This is a genomic window from Halanaerobium saccharolyticum (assembly GCF_003053565.1).
GTDB lineage: Bacteria > Bacillota > Halanaerobiia > Halanaerobiales > Halanaerobiaceae > Halanaerobium > Halanaerobium saccharolyticum_B.
In genome coordinates this window covers 1-16,797 of sequence record NZ_QAXS01000005.1, presented here as the reverse complement: position 1 = coordinate 16,797, position 16,797 = coordinate 1, and the positions used below count along the sequence as shown (strand labels likewise).

At 35.6% G+C, this 16,797-nt stretch carries 14 protein-coding genes and 1 other RNA gene; all 15 read left to right on the top strand.

The annotated features are described in order from the left end of the window. Positions 1-6: 6 nt before the first annotated feature. Positions 7-2,229: a single-stranded-DNA-specific exonuclease RecJ gene (gene recJ / locus C8C76_RS03115; protein WP_108138561.1), complete on the top strand. Its 2,223-nt coding sequence runs from the start codon at positions 7-9 to the stop codon at positions 2,227-2,229. Beyond that, positions 2,219-2,731 carry an adenine phosphoribosyltransferase gene (locus C8C76_RS03110; protein ID WP_108138559.1) on the top strand — a complete coding sequence of 171 codons (513 nt, stop codon included), beginning with the start codon at positions 2,219-2,221 and terminating at the stop codon, positions 2,729-2,731. Before recJ ends, C8C76_RS03110 begins: the two co-directional genes overlap by 11 nt. A 43-nt stretch (positions 2,732-2,774) precedes the next feature. After that, the gene (locus C8C76_RS03105) at positions 2,775-4,919 is read left to right on the top strand and encodes a RelA/SpoT family protein (RefSeq protein WP_108138558.1); all 2,145 of its coding nucleotides are present in this window, start codon (positions 2,775-2,777) and stop codon (positions 4,917-4,919) included. A 15-nt stretch (positions 4,920-4,934) separates the two neighbouring features. After that, the gene (gene dtd / locus C8C76_RS03100; RefSeq protein ID WP_108138556.1) at positions 4,935-5,384 is read left to right on the top strand and encodes a D-aminoacyl-tRNA deacylase; all 450 of its coding nucleotides are present in this window, start codon (positions 4,935-4,937) and stop codon (positions 5,382-5,384) included. A 20-nt stretch (positions 5,385-5,404) separates the two neighbouring features. Continuing rightward, positions 5,405-6,031 carry an MBL fold metallo-hydrolase gene (locus C8C76_RS03095; RefSeq protein WP_108138554.1) on the top strand — a complete coding sequence of 209 codons (627 nt, stop codon included), beginning with the start codon at positions 5,405-5,407 and terminating at the stop codon, positions 6,029-6,031. A 110-nt stretch (positions 6,032-6,141) separates the two neighbouring features. Further along, positions 6,142-7,434 (top strand): SurA N-terminal domain-containing protein, encoded by a 1,293-nt coding sequence (locus tag C8C76_RS03090; protein ID WP_108138552.1) that lies wholly within the window; start codon positions 6,142-6,144, stop codon positions 7,432-7,434. 130 nt (positions 7,435-7,564) lie between these two features. Next, on the top strand, positions 7,565-8,839 hold the full coding sequence (hisS, locus tag C8C76_RS03085; RefSeq protein WP_108138550.1) for a histidine--tRNA ligase: 1,275 nt from the start codon (positions 7,565-7,567) through the stop codon (positions 8,837-8,839). A 1-nt stretch (position 8,840) separates the two neighbouring features. After that, positions 8,841-10,616: an aspartate--tRNA ligase gene (aspS, locus tag C8C76_RS03080; RefSeq protein WP_108138548.1), complete on the top strand. Its 1,776-nt coding sequence runs from the start codon at positions 8,841-8,843 to the stop codon at positions 10,614-10,616. A 69-nt stretch (positions 10,617-10,685) separates the two neighbouring features. Next, a non-coding RNA gene (gene ssrS, locus C8C76_RS03075) (6S RNA) lies at positions 10,686-10,859 on the top strand. Positions 10,860-11,024: 165 nt separating this feature from the next. Next, positions 11,025-11,603 carry a 5-formyltetrahydrofolate cyclo-ligase gene (locus C8C76_RS03070; protein ID WP_108138546.1) on the top strand — a complete coding sequence of 193 codons (579 nt, stop codon included), beginning with the start codon at positions 11,025-11,027 and terminating at the stop codon, positions 11,601-11,603. A gap of 10 nt (positions 11,604-11,613) precedes the next feature. Beyond that, positions 11,614-12,954 (top strand): replication-associated recombination protein A, encoded by a 1,341-nt coding sequence (locus C8C76_RS03065; protein WP_108138544.1) that lies wholly within the window; start codon positions 11,614-11,616, stop codon positions 12,952-12,954. Further along, entirely contained in the window at positions 12,954-13,589 is a 636-nt protein-coding gene (locus tag C8C76_RS03060; protein WP_108138542.1) for an IMPACT family protein, read from the top strand. The genes C8C76_RS03065 and C8C76_RS03060 overlap by 1 nt, the downstream gene beginning before the upstream one ends. A 99-nt stretch (positions 13,590-13,688) precedes the next feature. Beyond that, complete coding sequence (locus C8C76_RS03055) at positions 13,689-14,147, top strand: RrF2 family transcriptional regulator (protein ID WP_108138540.1); 459 nt, start codon at positions 13,689-13,691, stop codon at positions 14,145-14,147. A 1-nt stretch (position 14,148) separates the two neighbouring features. Further along, positions 14,149-15,303 carry a cysteine desulfurase family protein gene (locus tag C8C76_RS03050; RefSeq protein ID WP_108138538.1) on the top strand — a complete coding sequence of 385 codons (1,155 nt, stop codon included), beginning with the start codon at positions 14,149-14,151 and terminating at the stop codon, positions 15,301-15,303. Positions 15,304-15,332: 29 nt separating this feature from the next. After that, positions 15,333-16,415 carry a tRNA 2-thiouridine(34) synthase MnmA gene (mnmA, locus tag C8C76_RS03045; protein ID WP_108138536.1) on the top strand — a complete coding sequence of 361 codons (1,083 nt, stop codon included), beginning with the start codon at positions 15,333-15,335 and terminating at the stop codon, positions 16,413-16,415. The last annotated feature ends 382 nt before the right edge of the window (positions 16,416-16,797 follow it).

The following is a 16,797-nucleotide window of genomic DNA, read 5'->3' as shown; positions in this document are numbered from 1 at the left end:
TAATAGATGGATAAATTATGGAAAATAATTAGCTACAGACAGGATAAAAACCAAAATTTTATAGATCAGCTGCTTGCTGAGCGCGGCATAAAATCTCAACAGGAAAAAGAAATATATTTAAACCCTAAACTTGAATATTTAAGTGACCCATTTTTACTGCCAGATATGAAAAAAGCTGTAGAAAGAATTAAAAGAGCTGTAGTAAATAAAGAAAAAATTTTAGTTTATGGAGATTATGATGTAGATGGTATTACTTCAACTGCAGTTTTATATAGATTTTTCAAGAAAGCATTTGGAATCGAAATTGATTATTTTCTACCTGACAGGATTGAAGATGGTTATGGGTTGAATATTCAGGCTCTGGAAAAAATTGCTGCAGCAGAGGTTGATTTGATTATAACAGTTGACTGTGGGATTACAGCTTTTGAGGAAGCTGAGTATTTAAAAGCAGAGGGCATTGATTTAATTATTACTGATCATCACACTCCCTCCGAAAAAAAGCCTGCAGCAGAGGCGGTGATTAATCACCATCTTGTTCAAGAGGATGATTATTTTGCTGCAGAAATAGCAGGTGTAGGTACAGCTTTTAAATTAGCTCAGGCTTTAAATTCCAAAATAGTTAGGCAGATGGTTAAAGAACTACTGCCGATTGTGGCTCTGGGTACTGTAGCAGATATTGCCCCGCTCAAAAATGAAAACAGAATACTGGTAAAAAACGGCCTGGAATTAATCGGTCAGGACGAGGTTTTGGGATTAAAAACTTTAATAGCTGAACTAAAACTTGATAAAAACAATATTACTGCTGGACAAATTGGTTATATAATTGCACCACCTTTAAATGCTGCTGGTAGAATTCATGATGCAGAAGAGGCACTGAGCTTATTGATTTCAGAAGATGAAGCAGAGTTAAAAGAAATTGCCAAAAAATTAGTCAAAATAAATAAAAAACGGCAGCAGGAAGAAGAAAAAATTTATCAGTCTGCCGAAGAAAAGATTTTAAATCTTGATTTAGAAAGAGAAAGAGCAATTATCCTTGCTGATAAGGACTGGCATTCTGGAATAATTGGTATTGTTGCTTCCAGGCTGCTTGAAAAGTATAATCTCCCGGTTATTTTGTTTGCTGTTGATCAAGAAAATAATACTGCCAAAGGGTCCGCCCGCAGTATTTCAGCCCTTAATATTTATCAGGCACTTAAATACTGCAGCTCTGAAATATTAAATTTTGGGGGCCATACAGCAGCCGCCGGTTTGAGCATTGATATAAATAGAATTTCTAAATTTAAAAAGCTATTTAGTCAGTATCTAAATCAGAACCTCAGCCAGGAGGACTTTCTTAAACAGGAAAAAATAGATATTGACCTTGAAGTTTCAGAACTTAACAAAGATCTTATTAATCAACTGGATAAATTTCGCCCATATGGAATTGCTAATCCAGCTCCAAAATTTTTATTTCAAAATTTAAAAAGTCGCGGCTGTTATCAGATGGGTAAAGAAGATAAGCATCTAAAAATTTATTTAGAAAACAATATTCAGGCAGTTGCATTTAATTTTGGAGATCAGGCAGAAAAAATAGCAGCTTCTAATTTTGATTTGATTGGACAGGCGGAGATTAATCGCTGGCGGGGAAAAGAAAATTTGCAGCTTAAAGTAAATGATTACAGGTCTGTAAATGATATTTCTACTGCTTTAGTTTTTGAAAAAGCTAATTATTCTTTTTACGATTATCGAAATACTGCAGACAAGAAAAATAATCTAAAAAAACTACTGTTTAATAAGGTGATTAAAAAAGCAGCAGTTTATGTCAGCAGCAAAAAAGAAAAAGAGGTTCTAAAAGAAAAATACCCCGAACATTATTTTTTCAGCAGTGAACTGAATACTAAATCAAATTTTTCTCATCTGATTTTTTATTCACTACCATTTTCTTTAGCTCAGTTTCATGATCTTCTGGCTGAATTCAAAAAAAATATTCCAGAACAGACTAGCAGACTAATATTACTTTTTTCAGAAGCAGATATTAAATTTAATCAGAAAATAATTAGCTATCTAAACAAAAAAGAATTGGCAGCTAATAATGAAAATCAATTGGACTTTAAAGGCTCAGTACGATATAATAAATTATCCAGGCGAATGGAAAATTTTATGACATTTAAAAACTTAGTTTTTAAAGAAAATCTATTTGACCTGATAGCAAATGTATCTAATTTTAAGGAGGATAAAAATGAATCTTAGTGACAAAATAAGAAACATTCCTGATTTCCCAAAAGAAGGGATTTTATTTAAAGATATTACTCCATTATTACGGGATAGGGAAGCACTTAAAGAAGCCATAGTTAAAATGGCAGATATGTTTAGAGATTATGATATTGATTATGTGGTAGGAATTGAAGCCAGAGGATTTCTTGTAGGAACACCTTTAGCGATTGAACTTGATCGGGGTTTTGTTCCAATTCGAAAACCCGGTAAGCTTCCGCATGATGTACTCAAAAAATCTTATGAGTTAGAATATGGCAAAAATGAAATTGAAATACATAGAGATGCAGTAACTGAAGGGGATAAGGTTTTAATTGTGGATGATCTGCTGGCCACAGGTGGAACTACTCTTGCTGCTACCGAAATGATAGAAGAATTAGGTGGAGAGGTAGTTGGTTGTGCATTCTTATTAGAGCTTGAAGCTCTGACAGGTAGAGAAGTTCTGAAAGACTATGAAGTTAAATCATTACTAATTGAGTAATTAATTATTTGATTTTTGGGTAATTGAAGGAGTATAAATATAGATGGAACTAGATATCTTATTAGATAAAATAAAATCTTATATGGATGAACCAGATCTGGAGATGGTAAAGAAAGCCTATCAGTATGCCGAAAGAGCACATCAGGAGCAGTTTAGAGTTTCTGGTGAACCTTTTGTTGAGCACCCACTTGGTGTGGCTATTATTCTTGCTGATCTAGAGCTTGACATTGTTTCAATTGTAGCTTCTTTACTGCATGATGTTGTTGAGGATACCGGGATCAGCAGTGAAGAAATTGAAAGAGAATTTGGATCTGAGGTAGCACATATTGTGGATGGAGTCACAAAGCTGACCAGAATGCAGTTTAAAACTAAAGAAGATCAGCAGGCAGAGAGTCTGCGTAAAATGTTTGTAGCTATGGCAGAGGATATTCGGGTCGTGTTGATAAAACTTGCTGACAGATTGCACAATATGAGAACTTTAAATTATCTAAAAAAAGAAAAAAGAAAAGAAAAATCCAGAGAAACTTTAGAAATTTATGCTCCTCTTGCCCACCGTCTGGGAATGTCTAAGATTAAGTGGGAGTTAGAAGACTTATCTTTTAGATACTTAAAACCTGATATGTATTATGAGGTTTCACATAAAGTTCAGGCAAATCGCAAACAGAGAGAAAAGGATATAAAAGAGGCCATTGAAAAGTTAAAATCAACATTAAAAGAACATGATATTGAAGCAGAAATTTATGGTCGCCCCAAGCATTTATACAGTATTTATAACAAAATGAAGCGCAAAGAAGTAGAGTTTGATGAAATTTATGATTTAACTGCCGTCAGAGTCCTGGTAGGTAGTGTTAAAGAATGTTATGAAGTGATGGGGATTATTCATGAAATCTGGAAACCAATGCCGGGACGATTCAAAGATTACATTGCTATGCCTAAGTCAAATATGTATCAATCACTGCATACAACTGTAATTGCCCCTAATGGGGATCCACTCGAAGTTCAGATTAGAACTTATGAAATGCATAAAACTGCTGAATATGGTATTGCCGCTCACTGGCGATATAAAGAAGGTAAGGTGGGCGATGAAAAATTTGAAGAAAAATTATCCTGGTTGAGGCGACTGCTTGAATGGCAGAAAGATCTGCAGGAACCACAGGAATTTATGGAAACTTTAAAAATTGATCTATTTGAGGATGAAGTTTTTGTCTTTACCCCGGAAGGTGATGTTGTTTCACTGCCTAAAGGAGGAACACCTGTTGATTTTGCCTACCATATTCATACCGAAGTTGGCCACCGCTGTGTGGGAGCTAAGGTGAATGGTAAAATAGTTCCTTTAGAATACAAGTTAAAAAACAGTGATATTGTTGAGATACTAACTTCTAAAAAGAGTAATGGGCCATCTCGAGACTGGTTAAAATTTGTTAAGACTTCTAAAGCTAGAAGTAAAATTAAACACTGGTTTAAAAAGCAGCGTCGAGATGAAATCATTGAAAAAGGTAATCGAATTCTGGATGAGCATCTGGAAAAATATAATATCGAACTCAGCGAAAAAGATAAAGAAAAAGAGCTAAAAGAGATTACAAAAGAGCTGGGGCGAAAAGATGTTGATGATTTATTAGAAGAGTTGGGATACAGTAATATTAGTCCCAAACAGGTGGTCAGTAAATTTAACGATTATGAAGAAGAGAAAGATTTCGAGAAAAAACACAGCCCTCAAAGGAAAACGGAATCAGTAGATAAAGGTGTTTCGGTAAAGGGAATGGAAGATATGCTGGTTAGGATGGCAAAATGCTGTAATCCTGTTCCTGGTGATGATATAGTCGGTTATATTACCAGAGGTCGAGGAGTTTCGGTTCACAGAGAAGACTGTAAAAATTTAAAAAATCTTGAAGAAAGTGAACCAGAAAGAATAATTGAGGTCAGCTGGGAACAGGGTCGGACAGAATCCTACCAGGTTGATCTCAGGATTGATGCTGTAAATAAGAGTGCTCTGCTTAATGATATAACCCATATCATTAAAGAAGAAAAGATTAATCTGCTGTCTGTTATGGCCAGAACCAGTGAGCATAATCGGGCAGTTATAAATCTGTCACTGGAATTAAGCTCTACAGAGCATATGTACGATATAATGAAAAAGATTGAATCTATTTCAGGTGTGCTTAATGTAAGTCGAGCCAAACCTGCTTAATGGGGAGTGAATTAGATGCGAGCTGTTGTTCAGCGTGTTAAAAGAGCTAAAGTAGAAGTGGATTCTGAAATAACCGGAGAAATCGACTCCGGTTTATTAGTGTTTTTAGGAATTGGAAAAGAAGATGGGCGTCAGGATGCTGACTATCTGCTGGAAAAAATAATTAATTTAAGGATTTTTGAGGATGAAGAAGAGAAATTAAATTTATCTGCTGCTGATCTAAATAAAGATATAATGCTGGTCTCACAGTTTACTCTTTTTGGTGACTGCAGACAGGGGAGAAGACCAAGTTTTTTTGAAGCAGCCCCACCTGCAGAAGCTGAAAAATTATATAATTATTTTGTTAAAGAAGCAGAAAAGTCCAGCCTGAAAATTGAAACAGGCGAGTTTCAGGCGATGATGGATGTCAGTTTAATTAATGATGGTCCGGTTACAATTCTGGTGGACAGTAAAAAGAAGTTTTGATAGTTAAAATGGGGGAAAATATGAATTTAAAAGAATTTACTGTTGGTGAGCTTATGGTAAAATCATATATTATTTCTCAGGCTGGCAAAGCCGTGATAATTGATCCAGGTGCTGAAGGTAAAAGATTATATAATTATCTGAAAGAAAATGAGCTGGAGCTTAAATATATAATCAACACCCACGGTCATTTTGATCATATTGCAGCAAACGAATTTTTAAAAGAAAAGACAGGGGCTGAGATACTGGCTCAGGCCAGAGCTGATTTAAAATTTTCTGACCCGCAGTTAAATCTTTCCAGTCTCTTTACAAGGCAGGCAATCACTGCACCTTTATTGGACAGAGCAGTTGCTGATGGTGAGGAGATTGATTTTGAATCACTGACTTTGAAATTTATCACTACTCCCGGTCACAGTGAAGATGGAATTTCTATTTATATTCCGGAAGAAAATATTCTTTTTTCTGGTGACTGTATTTTTGCAAATGGAATTGGTAGAACTGATCTACAGGACAGTGATTATAGTGAACTTGAGAAATCAATCAAAGATAAAATTTTTCAGCTGCCGGAAAATTGCACTTTTTATCCCGGTCATGGTCCGAGCAGTAATTTAACCAATTTTAAAAAAAGTGTCTGGCCAGCAATCAGCTGAGGTTTGACATCTAAATTTTAATAGGTTAAAATTAAAAAGGATTAAAATAATTTTATAGATAATTTTTATTTTATAAAAAATATATATTTAAGAGAGGGGAGTGTAAGGTTTTGTTTGATACTTTACGCGATAATAGTAGAATTATTGTTTATATAGTTGTAATTGCTTTTGTTATTTCTGGTGGATTTATGGGCTATGGTGCCTATTTAAATAATCAGGGTGGAGGCGGACAGGCTCCCAATCAAAACCCATCTGTAATTGCAGAAGTTAACGGGATGGAAATTTCTCAACAGGAATATTTCTCGCTGTTACAGCAGCAGGCGCCACAATCTAATTTGAGCAGCAGCCAGATTATACCATTTAGGTATAATGTTCTGAATGCTTTAATTGAAAGAAAGCTGCTGATGGCTCAAGCAGAAGTTTTAGATATTGATGTTGAAGCTTCTGAAGCTGAGATAGATGAAAATTATAATAATATTTTAGAACAGAACGAAATGACTGAAAACGAATTGTCAGAAGCTCTGGCTGAACAGGGTTATACAATTGGTGATTTACGAGAAGATATAAAAGCAAGTATTGAGGACAGCAAAACGATAACTCAAACAATTGATCAGGGTATTGGCGAAATTGAGGTAAGCGAAGAAGAAATTGAAGAACTTTACCAGCAGCGATATCCTGAACCAGAAGCAGCTGAAGAAGATGCTGCTGAAGAGGCAGAGTCAGAAGAGGAAAATACTGAAGCTGAAAACACTGAAACTGAAAGACCAGCAATGGCAGAAGTTAAAGATGATCTTGAACAGGAAATAAGATCACAAAAAAGAAATGAAGCTATTAACAGCTGGCTGGCAGAATTAAAAGAAGGTGCTGAAATTACTGTTAATGATCCTGTTTTAAGTGCCTATCATGCGTTAGAAAATGAAAATTATGAACAGGCAGCAGAAGAATTCTCTGCTTTTGTTGAAGAGGAAGAAACAGATCCGATTTTCTACAGCTATTTAGCTCAGGCATATGAGGGCCAGAATAATCTTGAAAGAGCAAAAGAAGTTTATAATAGTGCAGTAGAGTCTTATCCTGAAAATACTGACTTGAGATTTAATTATGCTCAGTTCCTTGCTGATCAGGAAAATAATGAAGAGGCCATAGCACAGCTTGATGAAATTTCAGCTGCTGCAGAAGATGATTTTATGACCTATTATCAGCTCTTTATGATGTACAGTCGTTTAGGTGCTGAGGAAAAGGCACAGTCAGCGATGGAAGAAGTTCAGCGAATTAGTGAGAATATGCAAACTCAATCTGCTCCGGCTGCCGACCAGGAAGCTGTAGAAGATATTCAGGAAGAAGCTGAGGATATGGAAGAAGAAATTGAAGTTGAGTCACCAGTTGAAACTGAAGCTAACAATTAATAATTTATTTAAATAAAATTAAAGATTAAATCTCTTAAAGTAAACTATTAAATCTATCAGCTCTGATTATTAGTAATCCTGGCTGATAGATTTTCTAAAACTAAATGAATAAACAGTAGGTGAAATAAAAATGAAGTTTAATGCTCCAAGAGGAACTAATGATATTCTGCCGCCAGATACTTTAAAGTGGCAGTATATTGAGAAGAAAACACATGAAATTTTTTCGAATTATAATTATCAGGAAATTAGAACTCCTATTTTTGAATATACAGAACTTTTTCAGCGCGGTATTGGTGAAGTAACTGATATTGTTGAAAAGGAAATGTATACTTTTGAGGATAAAGGAGGTAGAAGTATCACTCTCAGACCTGAGGGTACTGCTTCTGTAATCAGATCATTTTTAGAAAATAAAATTTACGGACAGGCTCAACCGACTAAATATTACTATATTGGGCCGATGTTTAGATATGAAAGACCCCAGTCAGGTAGATTTAGACAGTTTCATCAGCTGGGAGTTGAGGCAATAGCTTCCAATGATCCTGCTCTTGATGCAGAAATAATTTCTTTAGGAATGCGTCTGCTTCAGGATTTTGGTCTTAATGACCTGGAACTTCATTTAAATAGTGTTGGTTGTGGAGAATGCCGTCCGACTTATGTAGATAAATTAAAAAAATATTTAAATGAAAATAAAGAACAATTATGTGATAACTGTAAGAGCAGAATTGATAGGAATCCACTGCGGGTTCTGGACTGCAAAAATGATAGCTGTCAGTCTGTAATTAAAGATGCACCAAAGATTACTGATAATCTCTGTGAAAGCTGCGCTGATCATTTTAATGATGTTCAGGAATACCTTGATATTTTGAACTTGGATTATATTATTAATCCACTTTTAGTCAGGGGCCTTGATTACTATACAAATACTGCATTTGAAATAAAAGACAATGCGCTGGGAGCACAGGATACTGTCTTTGGTGGAGGCCGCTACAATGGTCTGGCTGAAGAAATTGGCAGTAGAGATCTGCCTGGTATTGGTTTTGCCCTTGGAATTGAGAGACTGCTGCTTTCTTTAGAGGCAAAAGATATCGAGCTGCCTGTAGAATCAGGTGTTGATCTTTACATAACAGTAATTGGAGAGCAGGCTAAAAAAGAATCATTTAAACTTCTTGATCAGCTGAGAAATAAAGGTTTTATAACTGAAATCGATTATTTGGGACGAAGTGTCGGCTCTCAAATGAAGTCAGCTGACCGAATGAATGCTGAGTATACAATAATTATTGGCGAAAATGAACTTAATAATAACTCTGCTACAATTAGAAATATGAAAAGTGGAGATGAAAAAGAAATTCAATTAAGCAACTTATTAGAGGAAATGAAGCAGCTAGTAGATAAGGAGGATATTTAAGATGGGTGAAACAATTAAAGATTTAAAGAGAACCCACCTCTGTGGAGAAGTTAGTAAAAAAGACAATCAAGACAGAGTAACAATCATGGGGTGGGTACAAAAGCGAAGAGATCACGGTGGTGTTATTTTTACTGATATTAGAGACCGCTCGGGAATTGTTCAGGTGGTTTTTAATCCTGATTCTGGTAAAGAACTATTTGAAAAAGCTGATACTCTTCGTTCGGAATATGTAGTTGCAATTACTGGAGAAGTTGAACCGAGACCGGAGGGGAATATTAATCCGGATCTTCCAACTGGTGAAATTGAAATCAAGGCGGAGGAATTAAGAGTTTTAGATAAAGCAGAGACTCCTCCAATTCAAATTGAGGACAATATTGATACTGGTGAAGATGTAAGGTTAAAATATAGATATTTAGATTTAAGAAGGCCTAAAATGACAAAACTGATGGGACTGAGACATAAAATAACTAAAAGCACCAGAGATTTTCTGGATCAAAATGGTTTCTGGGAAATTGAAACTCCAATCTTAACCAAGAGTTCTCCAGAGGGAGCCAGAGACTATCTGGTTCCAAGTAGAGTTAATCCCGGTCAGTTTTTTGCTCTACCACAGTCTCCTCAGATATTTAAACAGTTATTGATGGTTTCTGGAATGGAAAGATATTTTCAGATAGCTCGCTGTTTTAGAGATGAAGATTTAAGAGCAAACCGCCAGCCAGAATTTACTCAGATTGATATGGAGATGTCTTTTGTTAATCAGGAAGAAGTTATGGAGATTACTGAGGGATTAATGAAAGAATTGTTTGCTGTTGGTGATATTGAAGTTCCTGAAAAAATTAAAAGAATGTCCTACCAGGAAGCAATGGACCGTTTTGGTTCTGATAAGCCCGATCTTCGTTTTGGTATGGAGCTTAAGGATTTATCTGAGGTAGTTAAAGATAGTGATTTTAATATTTTCAGTGGAACTGTTAGTAAAGGTGGCCAGGTAAAGGGTATAAACTTTAAAGGAGGAGCTGATTCTCCTCGAAGTACCATTGATGCTTTTGAAGACTATGTAAAAATGTTTAAAGCAAAGGGTCTGGCCTGGATGGCTTTAAGAGAGGATGAACTAAAATCTCCAATTGCTAAATTCCTTTCCGAATCAGAAATTGAAGGAATTAAAAAAGCTATGGAAGCAGAACAGGGAGACTTATTATTAATTGTTGCCGATAAACCAGCGGTAGTAGCTGCAGCTTTAGGTAATCTCCGCCTTAAGATTGCTAAAGACAATAATTTAATTCCTGATGAAGTTTACGAATTTGTCTGGATTGTGGACTTTCCTTTATTTGAATATGATGAAGAGGAAGACCGCCTAACTGCAATTCATCATCCATTTACAGCACCACTGGAAGAGGATATAGAAAAGTTAGATACTGATCCCGCATCTGTAAAATCAAAAGCCTATGACCTTGTTTTAAATGGTGAAGAACTGGGTGGAGGAAGTATTAGAATTAATAATCACAAACTGCAGGAAAAGGTATTTTCTGCTCTGTCCATCAGCAAAGAGGAGCAGCAGGAAAAGTTTGGTTATATGCTTGATGCTTTTGATTATGGTACACCTCCTCATGGTGGAATTGCCTTTGGACTTGATCGTCTAATGATGATTGTGGGGCGTACTGATTCAATTAGAGATGTAATTGCTTTCCCTAAAACTCAGAGAGCAACATCTCCTCTGACAAATGCACCTTCAAAAGTCGACAAAAAACAGCTGCAGGAACTTGGAATTTCCATCCGTTCTTAGTGACATTACAGGGATTTTTTGCTTGCAGATTTTGATGAGATATGTTAATATTATTTATAGAAAAGTAAATACCATCTGCCGTGTTCGATAATGATTAAACATTTTGACCAACACTTAGACATAGGGAGCCTGAGCTCTACCTGCGGCGTAGAAGCCTTAAATGGACCTATAAACCAGGTAGGAGGGCACCCACTTGGCAGACAGGGATCAAAATTCCAAATCAACCGGCACGGCGGATGGACTTTTAGCTAACCTTTAAAGGTTAGCTTTTTTCGTATCTAAAGTATTTTAATCTGCTGTTAAAAGCTGGACTGAATTCAATTTTTGAACCAGGTTAATACTTTGCAGAAATATTAAATTTCTGCTATTATAGGACTAGAATTTAATAATAAAATTGGGGTGAATTTTATGCAGAAAAAAGAAGAGCTAAGAAAAAAATACTTAAAAGAGAGATCAGAAATTCCACAAAACAAAATCAGCAGTTGGAGTCAAAAAATAAACAAACAGTTTTTAAAACTTCCACAATTAGAAACTGCAAAAAAAGTAATGGCTTATGCTTCAATGCGAAAAGAGATAGAAACATTCGATTTAATGGAAGAATTATTAGATCAGGGATATCTCTTATATCTTCCTTATACTAGAAAAGATAAAATTGATCTGGGAACTGCTCAGATTAATGATCTTGATTCAGAATTAAAAGAAGGTGTTTATGGAGTTCAGGAACCAGTAGCTCGAATTCGCGGTGAAGAGGTTCCAGAAGATCTTGATGTAATAGTTGTTCCCGGTGCCTGTTTTACCCCAGAAGGTTACAGGATAGGTTATGGTGGAGGCTATTACGATAGTTTCTTAAGTAAACATGCAAATGGTGCTCTTAAAGTTGGCTTTTGCTATGACAGGTTTATTGTTGATTCAATTCCAGTTGAAGAACATGATGTTCCAGTTGATTTAATAGTTACAGAAAAGGAAGTTATCCGTATAAAACAGTAGAGGTGAGAGTGTGAACCTTTTTGATAATCAAAATAACCAGGAAAACAATAATGACCGTCCACTGGCCTACAGGATGCGCCCCCGCAGTCTGGAAGAATTTTATGGTCAGGAAGAAATTGTCGGAGAAAATAAACTTTTAAGCAGAGCTATTAAAGCCGATCGGCTGCAGTCTCTAATTTTTTATGGACCGCCCGGTACTGGCAAAACTAGTCTGGCTCAAGTGATAGCAAACCAGACCGAAGCTGAATTTGTTAAATTAAATGCAGTTACATCTGGAGTCAAAGATATTCGCGAAGTAATTAAAAAGGCAAAATCTAACCGTAATTTATATAATAAAAAGACCATTCTTTTTATTGATGAAATTCATCGTTTTAATAAATCTCAACAGGATGCTTTACTGCCTTCAGTAGAAAATGGTACAGTTATTATGATTGGTGCTACAACAGAAAATCCATATTTTGAAGTTAATTCACCACTTTTATCCAGGTCCAGAATTTTTAGATTAGAAAAATTAAATAGTGATCAGGTATATTCGATATTAAAAAAAGCTCTTGCAGATCAGGATAGAGGATTGGGTAAACTTAAGGTTGAGATTTCAGATAAAGATCTTAATTTTATTGCTGAACTTGCTGATGGTGATGCCAGAGTGGCTTTAAACACTCTGGAACTTGCTGTTTTGACTACCCCTGCTGATAAAGACGGACTAATTAAACTTGATCAGGAAATAATTGAGGAGTCAATGCAGAAAAAAATACTTAACTATGATCGCTCAGGTGATAACCACTATGATATAATCTCTGCTTTTATTAAAAGTATGCGCGGCTCAGATCCTGATGCGGCCATTTACTGGCTTGCTCGAATGATTGTCAGTGGAGAAGATCCTAAGTTTATTGCCCGCAGAGTTGTAATCCATGCCGCAGAAGATGTGGGAATGGCAGATCCAACTGCACTCATTATAGCAGAGTCTGCAGCCAGAGCTGTTGAACAGATTGGCTTTCCAGAAGCAAAAATCCCCCTGGCAGAAGCTGTAATTTACATTGCTACTGCACCAAAGAGCAATTCAGTAGTTAAAGCAATCAATAGTGCGGTGGATTTTGTGGAAAATAATAAAGCAGGAGATGTACCACCTCATCTTAAAGACAGCCATTATGCTGGTGCTTCAGAACTAGGCCATGGACTTGATTATAAATATCCACACAGCTACCCGAAAAATTATGTTGACCAAAACTATCTGCCCGAAGATATGCAGGGGCTTTCATTTTATAAGCCGGGGAAAATGGGGAGAGAAAAAAAGACTGCAAAATTTTTAGATTACCTAAAAAATAATAGTAGTTCAGGGGATGAACAGTAATGTCTAAACTAAAAAAAAGACCAGCAAGCAATATGGAGGTTAGAAACCAGGTCAAGGACAGTAAATTTTATGGCAGTATATTTTCAGTTAAGAATCGCAGTGAGGCTGAAAAAAGAATTACAGAAATTAAGGATAAGTACTCAGATGCCACTCATAATGTTTCTGCTTTTCGAGTGGAAAATCCTGAACTGGAGCAGGAAGCGATTGAATATTTTGATGATGATGGTGAACCATCTGGTTCATCAGGCCCTCCTGTATTAGAAGCTATTAAGGGAGAGAATTTGCTCAATACAGTAATAATCGTTACCAGATATTTTGGAGGAACTAAACTTGGAATCGGCGGCTTGATTAGAGCTTATGGTGATACAGCAAGGCTGGCTATAAAAGAAGCAGGGATAGAAACTTTAAGTGAGTTCTATTTATTAGAGGTTAAAAGCTCTTTTGATAAAATCGGAATTGTGCTGGGGCAGTTAGAATCTCTAAAAGCTGATATTCAAAATACTGAGTATACAAATAAGGGAGCAGCTGTTAGAGCAATTATCCCTACTGATATAAAAGAGAAGCTTCAAAAAATTTTAAAAGAAAAAACTGCTGCGGAAGCTGAAGTTAAAATAATTAAAAGTGTTTTTAAATAATTTGATATATCTGGAAGAACAGTATTGACAGTGTTTTAGTCATATGTTAAAATTAATTAAAAGTTGATAATTGATGTCAAGTTTATATGAGGTGAAAATATGAGAGTGTCAACCAAAGGAAGATATGGATTAAGAGCAATGGTGGATCTGGCAGAACATGAAGAAGGAAAAGCAATTCCGATCCGCGAAATTTCTGAGAGACAGAATATTTCTGAACAGTATTTAGAACAATTATTTGCTACATTAAGAAAGGCAAAATTAGTTAAAAGTGTTAGAGGAGCTCATGGCGGCTATATGCTTAACCATGAACCAGAAGACATAAGTGTTGCTGATATCCTAACAACTTTAGAAGGTCCAATTGCGCCAGTTGATTGTGTAATAGAAGATGATTTCTGTAATTATATTGATAAATGTGTAATTCATGGTTTATGGGAAGAATTAGCAGATGTAATTAATGAGGTAATTGAAAATATGTCTCTTGCTGATTTAAGGGATAAGGCAGTGGCTGAAAAGCAGAGAGAGAAGATGGCAGATAAAGAAAAAATAGAGGCTGGATAAAATGGAAGAAATTTATTTTGACCATGCTGCAACTACTCCCATGCTGGAGGAAGTTATTAAGGCAATGAAGCCCTTTTATAATCAGGTTTTTGCTAATCCAGCCAGTTCTCATCTTCAGGGGCAGAAAGCTGCTTCAGCTTTGGAAGATGCCAGAGAATCAGTAGCAGATTTTATTGGTGCAAAGAAAGCTGAGGAGATTGTTTTTACCTCAGGTGGTACTGAAGCTGATAATCTAGCCTTAAAGGGAGCAGCTATGGCTTCCTCTAAAAAAGGTAAACATATAATAACTTCTCAAATAGAGCACCATGCTGTTTTAAAAAGCTGCGAATACTTAGAGAAACATCTGGGTTTTGAAATAACTTACCTTGATGTAAATCAGAATGGTTTTGTTGATCCAGCAGAATTGAAGGAAGCAGTCCGTGAGGATACTGTTTTGATTTCAATTATGCTGGCAAATAACGAGATAGGAACTATTCAACCGATTAAAGAGCTGGCTTCTGTTGCTAGAGAGAATAATATTTTATTTCATACAGATGCAGTTCAGGCAGCAGGACAATTAAAAATTGATGTTAATGATTTAGGGGTTGATCTGCTTTCGATTTCAGCACATAAATTTAATGGGCCAAAGGGTATAGGGGCTCTTTTTGTACGTAAGGGAGTAGAATTAATTCCTCAGGTTTCTGGAGGCAGTCAGGAAAGAAAAAGAAGGGCTGGTACAGCTAATCCAGCTGCTGCAGTTGGGATGGCCAGAGCAGCAGAAATAGCATTAAAAAATTTAAAAAAGAAAAGTAATGACTTAATTAAATTGCAAGATTATTTTATTTCTCAGCTTTTTTCCACTTTTGATAATATAAAACTTAATGGACCTGATTCAGAAAAACGTTTACCTGCAAATGTTAATATTGCTTTTAAAGATCTGGATGCTGAATCTATTCTATTCAACTTAACTTTAAATGATATTGCTGCAGCAACTGGTTCAGCCTGTGCTTCTGGCTCTTTAAGTGTATCTCATGTTCTAAAAGCGATAAATTTAGAAAAAGAATATTTAAAAGGAGCAATTCGCTTTTCGCTTGGTCGTGGGAATACTAAAGAAGAAATAGATTATGTGGTAGAGAAATTAAAAGAAATTATTGATAGATTGAATTCATTAAAGTAAGAATAAACTAATTTATAAGGGTGTAAGTAATGAAAAAAGTTATGATTGCAATGAGTGGTGGTGTAGACAGTTCAGTAGCTGCTGCTCTTTTAAAAGAAGAAGGATATGAAGTAATCGGAGGAACAATGCATATTTTTCCTGATTATGAAGAAGCAACAGACAGGGAAGATCACTGCTGTTCTTATTCAGCTGTACGGGATGCAAAAAGAGTTGCTCAAAAATTAGATATACCTCATTTTGTATTTAACCTGCAGGATGAATTTCAGGATAAGGTTATCGATTATTTTGTGGATGAATACAGCAGAGGAAGAACTCCCAACCCCTGTGTAATGTGCAATAAGGAAATAAAATTTGAGGCCTTACACAGAAAAGCAATAGAAATTGGCTGTGATTATATTGCCAGCGGCCATTATGCAAAAATTGAAAAAGAAAATGGACGTTATATTTTAAAAAAGGGTCTGGATGAAAACAAAGATCAGAGTTATATGCTTTATGTACTAAATCAGGAGCAGTTAAGTCAAACTCTCTTTCCTTTAAGTGAATATACAAAAGATGAAATTCGTGCAAAAGCTAAAGAGTTAGGCTTTGAAATTCATGATAAGGCAGAAAGTCAGGAGATTTGTTTTGTACCTGATGATGATTATGTCAGATTCCTAGATACCAATTACCCTGAGATCTCTAAAGATGGACCTATTTTAGATAGTGAAGGCAATCAGGTTGGAACTCATCATGGTTTGTCTCATTATACAATTGGTCAGCGTAGAGGCTTGGGAATCTCTATGGGTTATCCAATTTATGTAACAGAACTTGACTATGAAAACAATGCTGTGATAGTTGGTAAGGATGATGCTGTATTTAGTGATGGTCTAATTGCAGAAGATATTAATTTTATTCCTTTTGCAGATATTGATGGTCGAATGGAAGTTGAGGCTCAAATTAGATATAACAGCTATCCTGTTAAAGCTTATATTGAAAAATCATCCGAAAATGAATTAAAGGTTGAATTTGAAGAAGCTCAGAGGGCTGTTACACCAGGTCAATCAGTTGTTTTTTATCTGGATGATCTAGTTCTGGGTGGAGGAATTATCAAAAAAAGTTTTAAAATCTCTTGACAAAGCCAAAAAGCCCTGATATGATAATAAGCGTCGCACAGAAAGTAGAACAAAAACTTTTGAGAGTCATTAGGGCTTTTAAACTTTTTATTTGAAATTATTTAAAGTTTTTCTAAAAAGTTCTTGACAAAGTGAGGCAGAGTTGATAAGATATTAAATGTCGCTGATAAAAAACGCGGCAGAAAATATAGAAGAAAATATTGACCGCAACGGTCAATGAAGCGAGAGGCGTCGACCTCGATGGTCGAGCAAGGCACCATCCTTTCGTTCTAAAAAAGAAGGTGCGTTGAACCTTGAAAATTAAACAGCAAGCCAACGTTAATATACTTTGAGTGTTAAAACTTAAAAGTAATTATTAGTTTAAAGCTTATATTAAATAATA

Excerpts from the sequence above, each read along its gene's own strand:
- recJ (WP_108138561.1), top strand. The coding sequence starts at position 7 with ATGGATAAATTATGGAAAATAATTAGCTACAGACAGGATAAAAACCAA.
- C8C76_RS03110 (WP_108138559.1), top strand. The coding sequence starts at position 2,219 with ATGAATCTTAGTGACAAAATAAGAAACATTCCTGATTTCCCAAAAGAA.
- C8C76_RS03105 (WP_108138558.1), top strand. The coding sequence starts at position 2,775 with ATGGAACTAGATATCTTATTAGATAAAATAAAATCTTATATGGATGAA.
- dtd (WP_108138556.1), top strand. The coding sequence starts at position 4,935 with ATGCGAGCTGTTGTTCAGCGTGTTAAAAGAGCTAAAGTAGAAGTGGAT.
- C8C76_RS03095 (WP_108138554.1), top strand. The coding sequence starts at position 5,405 with ATGAATTTAAAAGAATTTACTGTTGGTGAGCTTATGGTAAAATCATAT.
- hisS (WP_108138550.1), top strand. The coding sequence starts at position 7,565 with ATGAAGTTTAATGCTCCAAGAGGAACTAATGATATTCTGCCGCCAGAT.
- aspS (WP_108138548.1), top strand. The coding sequence starts at position 8,841 with ATGGGTGAAACAATTAAAGATTTAAAGAGAACCCACCTCTGTGGAGAA.
- C8C76_RS03070 (WP_108138546.1), top strand. The coding sequence starts at position 11,025 with ATGCAGAAAAAAGAAGAGCTAAGAAAAAAATACTTAAAAGAGAGATCA.
- C8C76_RS03060 (WP_108138542.1), top strand. The coding sequence starts at position 12,954 with ATGTCTAAACTAAAAAAAAGACCAGCAAGCAATATGGAGGTTAGAAAC.
- C8C76_RS03055 (WP_108138540.1), top strand. The coding sequence starts at position 13,689 with ATGAGAGTGTCAACCAAAGGAAGATATGGATTAAGAGCAATGGTGGAT.
- C8C76_RS03050 (WP_108138538.1), top strand. The coding sequence starts at position 14,149 with ATGGAAGAAATTTATTTTGACCATGCTGCAACTACTCCCATGCTGGAG.
- mnmA (WP_108138536.1), top strand. The coding sequence starts at position 15,333 with ATGAAAAAAGTTATGATTGCAATGAGTGGTGGTGTAGACAGTTCAGTA.